9 protein-coding genes are annotated in these 11758 nt (G+C 65.5%); 3 read left to right on the top strand and 6 right to left on the bottom strand.

Annotated features, from left to right (window positions below):
- Positions 1-6 precede the first annotated feature (6 nt).
- The gene (locus tag VFG49_RS10280; protein WP_324860113.1) at positions 7-1875 is read right to left on the bottom strand and encodes an ATP-binding cassette domain-containing protein; all 1869 of its coding nucleotides are present in this window, start codon (positions 1873-1875) and stop codon (positions 7-9) included.
- 319 nt (positions 1876-2194) lie between these two features.
- On the opposite strand from VFG49_RS10280, the gene VFG49_RS10275 reads away from it, so the two are divergent.
- Positions 2195-3280 (top strand): D-alanyl-D-alanine carboxypeptidase family protein, encoded by a 1086-nt coding sequence (locus tag VFG49_RS10275; protein ID WP_324860111.1) that lies wholly within the window; start codon positions 2195-2197, stop codon positions 3278-3280.
- 392 nt (positions 3281-3672) lie between these two features.
- On the opposite strand, the gene metK is transcribed toward VFG49_RS10275, so the two are convergent.
- Both metK and VFG49_RS10265 read right to left on the bottom strand, forming a co-directional pair.
- On the bottom strand, positions 3673-4872 hold the full coding sequence (gene metK, locus VFG49_RS10270; RefSeq protein ID WP_046972210.1) for a methionine adenosyltransferase: 1200 nt from the start codon (positions 4870-4872) through the stop codon (positions 3673-3675).
- 249 nt (positions 4873-5121) lie between these two features.
- Positions 5122-6936, bottom strand: coding sequence for an FAD-binding oxidoreductase (locus VFG49_RS10265; protein WP_324860107.1), 1815 nt, complete (start codon positions 6934-6936; stop codon positions 5122-5124).
- Between the two features lie 233 nt (positions 6937-7169).
- On the opposite strand from VFG49_RS10265, the gene VFG49_RS10260 reads away from it, so the two are divergent.
- A complete protein-coding gene (locus VFG49_RS10260; RefSeq protein ID WP_324860105.1) occupies positions 7170-7871 on the top strand; it encodes a GDSL-type esterase/lipase family protein in 702 nt (233 codons plus the stop codon).
- Here VFG49_RS10260 and VFG49_RS10255 read toward each other — a convergent pair.
- Both VFG49_RS10255 and VFG49_RS10250 read right to left on the bottom strand, forming a co-directional pair.
- Positions 7865-8686 (bottom strand): methyltransferase domain-containing protein, encoded by an 822-nt coding sequence (locus VFG49_RS10255; RefSeq protein ID WP_324860156.1) that lies wholly within the window; start codon positions 8684-8686, stop codon positions 7865-7867. The genes VFG49_RS10260 and VFG49_RS10255 overlap by 7 nt on opposite strands.
- 78 nt (positions 8687-8764) lie before the next feature.
- Positions 8765-9670, bottom strand: coding sequence for an alpha/beta hydrolase (locus VFG49_RS10250; RefSeq protein ID WP_324860103.1), 906 nt, complete (start codon positions 9668-9670; stop codon positions 8765-8767).
- 277 nt (positions 9671-9947) lie between these two features.
- On the opposite strand from VFG49_RS10250, the gene VFG49_RS10245 reads away from it, so the two are divergent.
- Entirely contained in the window at positions 9948-10919 is a 972-nt protein-coding gene (locus tag VFG49_RS10245; protein WP_324860101.1) for a CsgG/HfaB family protein, read from the top strand.
- A 40-nt stretch (positions 10920-10959) separates the two neighbouring features.
- On the opposite strand, the gene dusB is transcribed toward VFG49_RS10245, so the two are convergent.
- On the bottom strand, positions 10960-11758 hold a 799-nt coding region (gene dusB, locus VFG49_RS10240), incomplete at its 5' end, for a tRNA dihydrouridine synthase DusB (RefSeq protein ID WP_324860099.1).

The raw sequence follows: 11758 nt of genomic DNA, 5'->3' as shown, positions 1-11758 counted from the left end.
GCCCGTTTAGCCGTCCAATTCCGACCAGCGCACGTACGCTGCATCAAGATCACGCTGCAACGACGCCAGAGCTTCGTTTGCCTTCAATACCGCAGCGTTATCCTGGCGGAAGAAGTCCGGATCGTTCATGGCGTCGGTGCGCGCGGCAATGTCCGTTTCCAGTGCTTCGATGCGCGCCGGCAATTGCTCCAGTTCGCGTGCGTCCTTGTAGCTCAGCTTCTTCTTCGGCTCGGCAGGCACCGCAACGGCCGGGGGGGTGGCCTTCGTTTCAGCCGCCCTCGCGGTGGACGCCACTGCCGCGGCAGGCCGCTGGCGGAGCCAGTCGCTGTAGCCGCCCACGTATTCGCCCACCCGGCCATGGCCTTCGAGTACCAGCGTGCTCGACACCACGTTGTCGAGGAATTCTCGATCGTGCGACACCAGCAGCAGCGTGCCCTGGTATTCGGTGAGCAATTCTTCGAGTAGTTCCAGCGTCTCCACGTCGAGATCGTTGGTCGGTTCGTCCATCACCAGCAGGTTGGACGGTTGCGCGAACAGTTTGGCGAGCAGCAGGCGGTTGCGCTCGCCGCCGGAGAGGCGCGTGATCGGCGCGCGCGCGCGTTCGGGCGAAAACAGGAAATCCTGCAGGTAGCCGATGATGTGCTTGCGCGAGCCGTTGAGTTCGATGTACTCGCGGCCCTCCGCGACATTGTCCAGTGCGTTGAGCTCGTCGTTGAGCTGCACGCGATGCTGGTCGAAGTAGGCGATCTGGATGCCAGTGCCGAGCGTGGCGTGGCCGCGCTCGGGCTTGAGATCGCCCAGCATGATCTTCAGCAGCGTGCTCTTGCCTGCGCCATTGGGGCCGACGATGCCGACGCGATCGCCGCGCATGATCGCGGTGCTCAGGTTGTCGATCAGCACACGGCCGCCATAGCTTTGGTGCACGTGTTCGAGATCGATGACTTTCTTGCCCGAGGCCTGCGCGTTGGCCAGCGTCATCTTCACGTTGCCGGACAGCTCGCGACGCTGTGAGCGTTCCACGCGCAGCGCCTTCAGTGCACGCACGCGGCCTTCGTTGCGCGTGCGGCGTGCCTTGATGCCCTGGCGAATCCACACTTCTTCTTGCGCGAGCTTCTTGTCGAACAAGGCTTGCGCTTGCGCTTCGGCGTGCAAGCGTTCCTCGCGGCGGCGAAGATAATTGTCGTAGTCGCCCGGCCAGTCGGTGAGCTGGCCGCGATCGATTTCGACGATGCGCGTTGCCAATGCACGAAGAAAGCTACGGTCATGCGTGACGAACACGATGCTGCCGGCGAACTGGCGCAGGAAGCCTTCGAGCCAGCCAATCGCTTCGATGTCGAGGTGATTGGTCGGTTCGTCCAGCAACAGCACGTCGGGCTTGCGCACCAGTGCCTGCGCCAGCAGCACGCGACGTTTCATGCCGCCGGACAACGCGGCGAAATCGGTGTCCGAAGGCAATTCAAGGCGAGTCAGCACGTCATTGACGCGGCGATCGAGATCCCAGCCATGGCGGGCCTCGATCTGCGCCTGCACATCGCCGAGTGCATCCATGTCGCCTTCGGCAAGCAGATGGTGGTAGCGGGCAAGCAACTGGCCGAGATCACCAAGACCTTCGGCAACGACGTCGAACACGCTGCCAGAAGTGTCCTGTGGAACCTCCTGTGCCATGCGCGCCACAACGATGCCGTTCTGCACGCGCAGTTCGCCGTCGTCGGGTTTGAGTTCCCCTGCAATCAGCTTCATCAGGGTGGATTTGCCCTCGCCATTGCGGCCAACGATGCATACGCGTTCGTTGGCTCCGATGGTGAGGTCGACTTGTTGGAGCAGGAGCGGACCGCCGATGCTGAAGTCGACGCGCTGGAGTTGGATCAGGGACATCCGCTCATTCTAGCGAAGCGATGGCTCGCTGGCCGCCGCGAGCAGCGTTAACGGCGCTCAAGGGAATTCTCATGGCGCCGATAGGAAAAAAGCCTTTCGCCTTCGGTCTTTTGCGGGCAAACTCGACTGGCAACGTAGACAAAACATTCACTGTGAAATCTACGTAAAGGCGGCGCCAAAGCGCCGCCACTGTTTTATCGCCCATGGAAACATGGACTTATGTCGGTTAATTCAAGTATTGTCTATGCCCATGGCTGGCGTCGCGAGTGAAGGGTTTCGCAACGTCCTGTTAGCGGCGAGATGGAAGCGAGGTAACGGGGTGGCTATCAAGTCCGTAACGCCGGCCAGGGGGGTAACCTGGCGCGGTGGCCTGATCGCACTGTTGGTGTATGTCGCCGGCAGTGCCATGGGCACCGCACATGCGGGCTCCTCCGCCATCGTCGTGGACGATACCGATGGCCAGGTAATTACTGCCGTCAATCCCGATGAAGCGGCCCACCCGGCATCGCTGACCAAGATGATGACGCTGTACCTCACCTTCCAGGCGTTGAGGAGCGGTACCCTGCAGGTTGACCAGGAGTTGCCCGTGTCTTCCTGGGCCGCCTCCAAGGCGCCTACCAAGCTTGACCTGCGCAGCGGTCAGACCATCACGGTCGAAGATTGCGTGCTGGGCATGATCACCAAGTCGGCCAACGATGCCGCAACGGTTGTCGCCGAAGGCCTGGGCGGCACGGAAAGCCATTTCGTCGACATGATGAATGCGCAGGCCCAGCTGCTGGGCATGAGCAATACGCGCTTCGCCAATGCGTCGGGCCTGCCCGATCCCGACGACACCACCAGCGCCCGCGACATGGCGAAGCTGGCGATGGCGCTGTACCACGAGTTTCCGCAGTACTCGCACTACTTCGCCACCAAGGAATTCATGTTCCGCGGTCGCCTGGTGCGTGGTCACAACAACCTGATGGACAAGTACCCCGGCATGGACGGCCTCAAGACGGGCTACACCAATGCGGCGGGCTTCAACCTGGCATCGACCGCCACGAAGGACGGCCGCCGCCTGTTCAGCGTGGTGCTGGGCGGCCGCAGTGCGGCCACGCGCGATCGCCTGATGGCGCGCCTGCTGGACGACGGCTTCGATGACCACGAAACGCCGGCCGAGCTGGTGGCGCAGGTGGGCATGGTGCCGGCCGCAGCGAAGGGCAGTCGCAGCAAGTCCAGTGCGAAGGCAACCGCGCTGGCCGACGCCACCCCGTCCTCGCGCCGCCATCATCGCCGCGGCAAGGCCGATGCGGTCGCCGCACGTGGATCGGCCAGCTGCTCCAAGAAAAAGGCCGTGACCTGCCCGGCGCCCAAGGCGGCAACCGCGCAGAAGGTGGCCTCGGTGGGATCGTCGCCGGATAAGTGAGGCGGTGGGCGGTACATCGCAGATGCAGCAGACGGGTCGCGCAAGCGGCCCGTTTTCGTTGGACGGCAGAAAGGCATGCACTTTTTGCAGGAGCGCACCCTGTGCGCGAGGCCTTTCGCCTCGTTCCTTCCTATCCGTCACTCCTGCGAAGGCAGGAGTCCAGTGACTTTGGCCTTTGATCCAGCGCTACCGCGAGCAATCTGGCGGTTTCGCGACCACCAAGGACTGACGCTACCAGGCCCCGGCCCGCGCCGGCGCGACGAACAGTGAAGACCGAGACGAAAGGATGTCTCGCACAGGGTGCGCTCCCGCAAGGGACGGGCTAGTGAGGTCGGGCATAAAAAAACGGGCCGCTTTCGCGACCCGTTTTCGATGCGAGGCAAGCGTGTCGCTTACTTCAGCTTGGCATCGGCGCGCAGCGCCTCGGCCTTGTCGGTCTTTTCCCAAGAGAACGCGGTGTAGGTCTTGCCGTCCGGACCCTTCACTTCGTACGGGGTACGGCCGAAGTGGCCGTAGCTGGCGGTCTGCTGATACATCGGGTGCACCAGGTCGAGCATCTTGATGATGCCGTACGGGCGCAGGTCGAAGTGCTTGCGGATCAGCTTCTCGATCTTCTCGTCAGCGATCTTGCCGGTGCCGAAGGTGGTGACCGAGATGGAGGTCGGCTCGGCCACGCCGATGGCGTAGCTCACCTGCACTTCGCAGCGGTCGGCAATGCCGGCAGCCACGATGTTCTTGGCCACGTAGCGGGCGGCGTAGGCGGCCGAACGGTCGACCTTCGACGGATCCTTGCCCGAGAACGCGCCACCACCGTGACGTGCCCAGCCGCCGTAGGTGTCGACGATGATCTTGCGGCCGGTCAGGCCGCAGTCGCCCACCGGGCCGCCGATCACGAACTTGCCGGTCGGGTTGATGTGGAACTTGGTGCCCTTGTGCAGCAGCTTGGCCGGCAGCACGGGCTTGAGGATGTGCTCGCGCACGGCCTCGATAAGGTCCTTCTGCTTCACGCTCGGATCGTGCTGGGTCGACAGCACCACGGCGTCGATGGCCGTTGCCACGCCGTCTTCATAGCGCAGGGTGACCTGGCTCTTGGCGTCCGGGCGCAGCCACGGCAGCGGCGAGTTCTTCTTCTTGCGGACCTTGGCCTGCTGCTCCACCAGACGGTGCGAGTAGTAGATCGCAGCCGGCATGTAGTCCTTGGTTTCGTTGGTCGCGTAGCCGAACATCAGGCCCTGGTCGCCAGCGCCCTGTTCTTCCGGCTTCTTGCGGTCCACGCCCTGGTTGATGTCCGGCGACTGCTTGCCGATCAGGTTCAGCACGCCGCAGGTCTCGCCGTCGAAGCCGACTTCCGAGGAGTCGTAGCCGATGTCGACGATGACCTTGCGGGTCAGCGCTTCCAGGTCGATCCAGGCGCTGGTGGTGATTTCGCCGGCGACGATCGCCACGCCCGTCTTCACCATCGTTTCGCAGGCCACGCGCGCACGCGGATCCTGCGCGATGATCGCATCGAGGACGGCATCGGAGATCTGGTCGGCGACTTTGTCCGGGTGGCCTTCAGAAACCGACTCGGAGGTGAAGAGGAAGTTGCTCATCGCGGGTTATATCCTTCCTTACGGATAGAGAGATAAAAGGGGTGGCGCATGATACACGGCCCATCCCCTCTTTGCAGCCTCAGCATGGCCGCGGGACATGACGATTTCATGCCGATTCAGCCGTTTGGACGGCTTTGCGGCCCTTTGCGGACACCGGAATACGGGTCACTCCGGCCGCCCTGCGGTGGCCGGAGTCCGTCAGCATAACGCAGGCGGGTCGCAGGGACGGGGAGCGCCGGGGGAAGCGCCTCAGCGGCGGGTGAAGCCGTCGTCGCTCCAAGCTTCGCTGCCTACGCCATGGCGCACGAAGAACAGGCCGTCGGGGTCGTACCGGCGCTTGGCGGCGGCCAGGCGGCGGTAATTGCCGCCCCAGAACGAGGCTTGCCAGTCGCGTTCGAAGTAGTTGCTCTCGGACACGTAGGAGCCGGCGCCGGGGGCAGCCTTGAGCAGCGCATCCATGGAAGCGTCGATGCGGTGGGCTTCCGAACGGGCATTCGCCAGATCGGGTCCCGCGCCCGGCATGCCCGGAAAGGCGGGGTCGCCTTCGCCGCCGGTGATGGCTAGCGCGAAAGCCTCCAGTGCCTGCGGATTCATCGCGGTGTCGCGCGAGCGTGCCAGCGCATCGGCCGGTGCGCCGGCCAGGCCCTTGTTGAAGTGCAGCGAAAAGCCCCAGTGGCGGGTGGCGTTGAACAGCGCGTCGACCAGCTTGTCCTGCTGGCCCGGATCGAGCAGCGATTGTGGCAGCCAGCCCGAGCGATAGCCGTGGATGAACTGCGCCACCTGGCCCTGGTCGCCAGCCCACAGCACGCGATCGCGCGGTGCACCGTAGCGGCCGTCGGCCACGATGAGCTGGGGCGCATGCAGGCGGAAGAAGTCCGCGTCCCAGAAATGCCGGGCCGGCAGGGCGACGACGCGGGGTTCTTCCATGAAATGGCAGTCCTTGCGGTCGCGCACCCAATCGAGGAACGGCGCCCAGGTCTGCTCCGCCGTTTTCTGGTCCAGTCCCTGGAATACCATCGACAGGCGCAGGGAGTTGTCGCCACGGAACACGATCTGCTCCCCCCAGTGCGGGTTGAACAGCGCATCGCGGTAGAAGCGCATGGCCTGCGCGATGAGTGCCCGATAGGCGTCGTCGGAGTCGGCCCGGATCAAGCCGAACACGGCGCCGAACATCTCCGGCAGGTCGTGCGTGCGCAGCGTCAGCCGCGTGACGACGCCGAAACTGCCGCCACCGCCGCCCTTGATCGCCCAGAACAGCTCCGGGTCCTGGCGCGCATTGACCACGCGCAGCTTGCCGTCGGCGGTGACCACCTCCGCTTCCAGCAGGTTGCCGGAGGCCGAGCCGAAATTCTTGGAGAAGCTGCCGAAGCCACCGCTCTGCACCAGGCCGGCCACGCCGACCGTCATGCAGCCGCCGCCCTGCACGTAGCGGCCGGCTTTTGTGGTCACCGCGCCATAGGCATCCACCCACATCGCGCCCGCCTGCACGGTGACGGCGGGTAGCGGTGCCTGCAGTCCTTCGCAGCCCTGCGGCACGAAGTCGTCGTGCAGGGTCACGGCGTTCATGTGGCGGGTCCAGATCAGCAACGAATCGGGCGCGTCCGAGGTGCCCTGGTAGCTGTGGCCGCCGCCTTTCACCACGAGGCGCAGGTGGTGCTCGCGCGCGAAGTTCACGGCGGCGACCACATCAGAGGCCTGCTCGGCCGCCACCGCGTAGACGCTGGGGCGTGAGGTCCAGGCGTCCACCCAGCCGCTGGTCTGGGTCAGCGCCGGCTCGTCGCCGATGTAATAGGGATTCTTGATCTGCGCCATCGCCTCCTCGCGGGCCGCCTCATCCGCCGCGGGGTCGAATGGCGAGCGCAGGCGCTGGAGGCGACCGCCGACGGCCCGCCGCAGTTCGTCCCATTGCGCGTCGGTTGGCCAACCGGGCTGCCCTGGCCGGACGCGCGCGCGCCAGCTGCCGACCGAGGCCATGGCCTCGCGAGCCGCGGCAAGCGAAGGGGGCGCCGCCAGCGGGAGCAGGGGCAGAGCGAGGGTGGCCTTGAGCAGGTCGCGACGGCGCATGACGGACTCCGTATAGGTCGGGATAGGCCCACTTTCCGCCAGCGCCCGGGTCACACAAGCCTGAGGTGATGAGGCGGGGTGGCTCAGGGACGAACAGTTGGCCCACGGGGACGGATCGGGTGGCCCCGGTACCCGGAAACGGCTTGTGCGTCGCCTGCCAACGCGCGTTTGGCGATACCTGTCGCGGCATACATAATCCAGGGACCGACCGCTTTCCCCACGGAGGACCGACGATGACGTCTGTGATCTGGCGCGTACTGGCCGCGCTCCTGCTGCTCGGCTCGCTTTCATCCGCGGCCCTGGCCGACAGCGCGCCACCCCTGCACTGGACGCCGGACATCGAGGCCTTCGTCGCGGCCGACCACGCTCATCCGCCGGCGCCAGGTGGCGTGCTGTTCATCGGCAGCTCGTCGATCAACTACTGGAAGTCGCTGGCGCAGGATTTCCCGGGCATCCCGGTGATCAACCGCGGCTTCGGCGGTTCGGCCATTCCCGATTCCACTTACTACGCCGACCGCATCGTATGGCCGTACAAGCCGCGCCTGATCGTGATGTATGCCGGCGACAACGACATCAACGACGGCGCTTCGGCCGACCAGGTACTGGCCGCGTTCCAGGCCTTCGTTGCGCGCGCGCGCCAGGGCGTGCCCGGCGTGCCGGTGGTCTATGTATCGATCAAGCCCAGCATGGCCCGCCTGGCGCTGTGGCCTACCATGAAGCAGGCGAACGACAAGATCCGCGCCTGGGCCGCCACGCAGAAGGACGTGCGCTTCGTCGATATCGCGCCGTTGATGGTCGATGCCAGCGGCCGGCCGCGCCCGGAGCTGTTCCGCCCCGATGGCCTGCACATGGTGCCGGCGGGCTACGCGCTATGGATTGCCGCGCTCAAGCCGGTGCTGGCGCAGTATGGCTTCGTCACCACACCCGCTCAGTAAACCAGCGCGCGTGCCTGCACGAAGGCGAAGAAGAACACCGCGTCCGGATCGTTGCGCACGGCCTGCAGTTCCTGCCGCATGCCATCGACCGTCGCGGTGTCCACCTTGCCGGTGGCCACCAGCTGCTCGGCCGCCGACAGCAGCAGCTCCTGCCAGAACTCGATCATCTGCTTGCGCTTGCCGGGCTGGCGGTTGTCGAGGTGGAAGCTCTTCACTTCGGTCTGCACGTCGCGATAGCCGCCGGCCAGCAGCAGGTTGCCGAGCTTGGCGCCGATGAAGGGATCGCCGCCGCTGTCGTACTGATGGTCGTTGAAGGCCATCCAGTAGCGCAGCAGGTTGGGCGAATAGGGATCGAGGAAGAACGAGGCGTTGAGCACTTCGGTCACATACGCGACCGCGCCCGGGCTCAGCACGCGACGCAGCTCGCTCAAGACGCGCGCGGGGCTGGGCATGTGTTCCAGCACCCAGCACAAATAGGCCGCATCGAAGCTGCGATCGGGGAATGGCAGGTCGGTGGCGTCCGCCTGTTGCAGCGTGTAGCGCGAACTGCACCATGCGGTCTGCGCGAGGTTTTGCTCGGCGGCCGCCAGTTGCGCCTCGGAGCGGTCCACGCCCGTCACGTCCAGGTTGGGAAAACGGCGCAGCAGGATTTCCGTCTGTGCGCCGACACCGCAACCCACTTCCAGCAACCGCGTGGCCTCGCTGTAATCGATGTGGCTGAACAGCACGGTTTCGAACATGCGCGCCTGCCGGATCAGCCGCGACTGCTCATCGGCCGAGAAGCCGTGGATATAGGGAAACTCGCCGGTCACGATGCTGTTCACGATGGCACCCGCGTTGGCGCCGGAGGAAACGTCGAAGCTACGCCGCCCCGCGTGGATGCGAGGTCGTGGTCAGCGTGCCGCGGGGTGAGCGTGAATGAAAGCGAGCACATCGGGCAGCGTGGGTGCGTCGCTGCGCAGCGGACGGGAAAGCGCGAACAGCAATGCCTCGTGCCCGACGCCCGGGTAAAGCTTCAGGGTCACGTCCTCGTGCTGCGCATCCATGGCCCGCGCCAGGGACAAGGCGTTCGACGGCGCGACTTCATCGTCATCCACGCCCTGCAGCAAAAGCATGGGCGGCTCGCCGCCCTGCACATGCGACACCGGTTGCCCGCGGCGCTGTGCGTCTGGCGTGCGGCCGAACGCGGCGATCATGTCCTTGTCCTTCGTGTCCACCGGAACGAAGTCGTAGCAGCCGGCCAGGCCGATGAAGCCGGCGAGATCGCGCGGACGCATGCCGTGCGCGGCCAGCCATGCGGGATCGGTGGCAAGCAACGCCGCGATCTGGCCGCCGGCCGAATGGCCCATCACAAACACATCGTCCGCCGCACCGCCAAACTCGTCGGCGTGTGCATGCGTCCAGGCGACCGCTTCGGCGGCATCGCCCATGAAGCCGTCCAGCGCCACCTGCGGCACCTTGCGGTAATCGGGAATCACCGCCACCACGCCTTCCGCGGCCAACGCCGATCCCACGAAGCGATACCACGCGCGTTCGCCGCGTGCCCAGTCGCCGCCGTAGAAGAACACGACCACGGGCGCGTGATTCGCTTGTGCTGGCGCATACACGTCGAGCGCGAGCGCATGTTCGGCATCGAACACCACGTTGTGGCGCTCGTCGATGCCATGGCGTTGATCAGTGGTATTGAGGCCGGCGAACAAGGCGCCCTCGCAACCGGATACCGCAACGCACGCAAAGACCACCAGCGGCAATCGCCAGGCGCGCATTGATGCAGCGTGGGTGGATCGCGTGGAAGGCATGGGCGTCGTGCGGAGGAGCCGACGCCCATGATGCCTTGCGCATCGCCGCAAGGGGTTGCGATGCGCATCAGCCCACGCGCCCCATTCAAGGCGATTGCACTGACACAAACGCGCGCCCCGGGGACATATCGAGCCCAAGGGCTGCCTGCCAACCTGACAGGTCGGTGAAGCGCGGCTCTTGTCGTCGCGCCATCACGCATGCCATCGGGCCACATCCGGGTCCTGTTCCGGCGGCATGGGCGAACGGACCCGGATTCGATCAACGCACGGAGCAGGAATGAACAAGAGCAGGAAGCAGGGTCTGGCGGTGGTGGCGCTGTGTGGCCTGACGGTCGCATTGACGGGGTGCAACGCCGCAGACATCAAGCAGTCAACCCAGAGTGCGCAGACGCAGCGCGCGCAGAAGGAGGCAGAAATCCCGCATTGCACGAAGAAGCTGGGCACGGTCACGGTCAACGAACCGGAGGCCTCCAACAACTGGTGGACCGGCCAGCAACTGCCGGCGCCGAGCAAGCTGATCAAGGTGTTCGTCAGCAAATCCGGCTGCTTCACCCTGGTCGATCGCGGCGCGGGCATGGACATCGCCATGCGCGAGCGCGAACTGGCCTCGGGCGGCGAGCTGCGCAACCAATCCAACCTCGGCAAGGGGCAGCTCAAGGCGGCCGACTACGTGATGGTGCCCGACCTCATCTCCAGCAATCGCAATGCCAGCGGCGGCGCGGTGGGCGCCGTGCTGGGCGGCCTCATCGGCGGCAAGGCCGGTGCGCTGGCCAGCAACATCAACTTCTCCACCAAGACCGCCGACGTGACGCTGACGCTCACTGACGTGCGTTCTTCCGAGCAGGTCGCCCTGGTTGAAGGCAACGCCAAGAAGACCGACATCGGCTTTGGCGCTGCCGGCGCGCTGTTCGGCGGCAGCGGCCTGGGTGCGGCAGGTGTCGGCGGCTACGCCAACACCGAAGTGGGCCAGGTCATCACGCTGGCCTATCTGCAGGCCTACACGGACATGGTCACGCAGTTGGGTGGCCTCTCCGCCGATGCCGCGCAAAGCAACGCACGGCAGTCGGTTACCGTCATCGAGCCTGGAAAACTCCTCGCCAAGGCCGGCGGCGGTGCGGCCGTGCGCAACGTCAGCGTGGGCATGACGCTGTATCCCACGGGCAACAAGCAGGGCACGATGTGGGAAGTGGAAGACGAAATGGGCAACAAGGGCTGGATCAGTTCCACCCAGTTGCAGATGGCCAAGTAAGCCGTCCAGTCATCGGGCCGCGAAAGCGGCTCGATGCTTTTCAGGCGGCGAGGCGGATGCCTTCCTGCAGCGCGTCGAAATAATCGCGGGTGAGCCGAAGCTGGTCGGCGGCATTCTCGGCGCGGTTTACCACGTCGCGGAACGCGGCATTCTCCGGGCGATCCTTCGCATACCAGCCCAGGTGCTTGCGCGCGATGCGCACGCCCTGCAGCTCACCGTAGAACGCATAGAGCTGTTCCAGATGGTGCACCAGGATGTCTCGCACGTCGGCGGGCGTCGGCTCGGGCAGCGTTTCGCCGGTGGCGAGGTAATGCGCGATCTCGCGGAAGATCCAGGGACGACCCTGCGCACCACGACCCACCATCACCGCATCGGCGCCGGTGACATCGAGCACGTGCTTCGCCTGTCGTGGCGTGAGCACGTCGCCATTGGCGAGCACGGGAATGCGGATGGCTGCCTTCACGGCGGCGATCGTTTCGTATTCGGCCTCGCCCTCGTACTTGTCGGCGCGCGTGCGGCCATGCACGGCGAGTGCGGCGATGCCGGCGTCCTCGGCGATCCTGGCGATGGTGAGCGCGTTCTTGTTCTGGCGATCCCAGCCGGTGCGGATCTTCAGCGTGACCGGCACGTCCACGGCATCGACCACGGCCTTCACGATGCGCGCGACCAGCGGCTCGTCCTGCAACAGGGCGGAGCCGGACCACACGTTGCACACCTTCTTGGCCGGGCAACCCATGTTGATGTCGACGATCTGCGCGCCATTGTCGGCGTTGTAGCGCGCCGCCTCGGCGAGCATCGTCGGGTCGTACCCCGCGATCTGCACGCTGACCGGCTCGGGT

Source organism: Dyella sp. (assembly GCF_035685885.1).
In the GTDB taxonomy this organism is placed as follows: domain Bacteria; phylum Pseudomonadota; class Gammaproteobacteria; order Xanthomonadales; family Rhodanobacteraceae; genus Dyella.
This window is presented reverse-complemented; position numbering and strand designations above follow the sequence as displayed.

Coding starts and splice junctions, on each gene's coding strand:
- VFG49_RS10280 (WP_324860113.1), bottom strand. CDS start 1,875: ATGTCCCTGATCCAACTCCAGCGCGTCGACTTCAGCATCGGCGGTCCG.
- metK (WP_046972210.1), bottom strand. CDS start 4,872: ATGAGCAACTTCCTCTTCACCTCCGAGTCGGTTTCTGAAGGCCACCCG.
- VFG49_RS10265 (WP_324860107.1), bottom strand. CDS start 6,936: ATGCGCCGTCGCGACCTGCTCAAGGCCACCCTCGCTCTGCCCCTGCTC.
- VFG49_RS10260 (WP_324860105.1), top strand. CDS start 7,170: ATGACGTCTGTGATCTGGCGCGTACTGGCCGCGCTCCTGCTGCTCGGC.
- VFG49_RS10250 (WP_324860103.1), bottom strand. CDS start 9,670: ATGCCTTCCACGCGATCCACCCACGCTGCATCAATGCGCGCCTGGCGA.
- VFG49_RS10245 (WP_324860101.1), top strand. CDS start 9,948: ATGAACAAGAGCAGGAAGCAGGGTCTGGCGGTGGTGGCGCTGTGTGGC.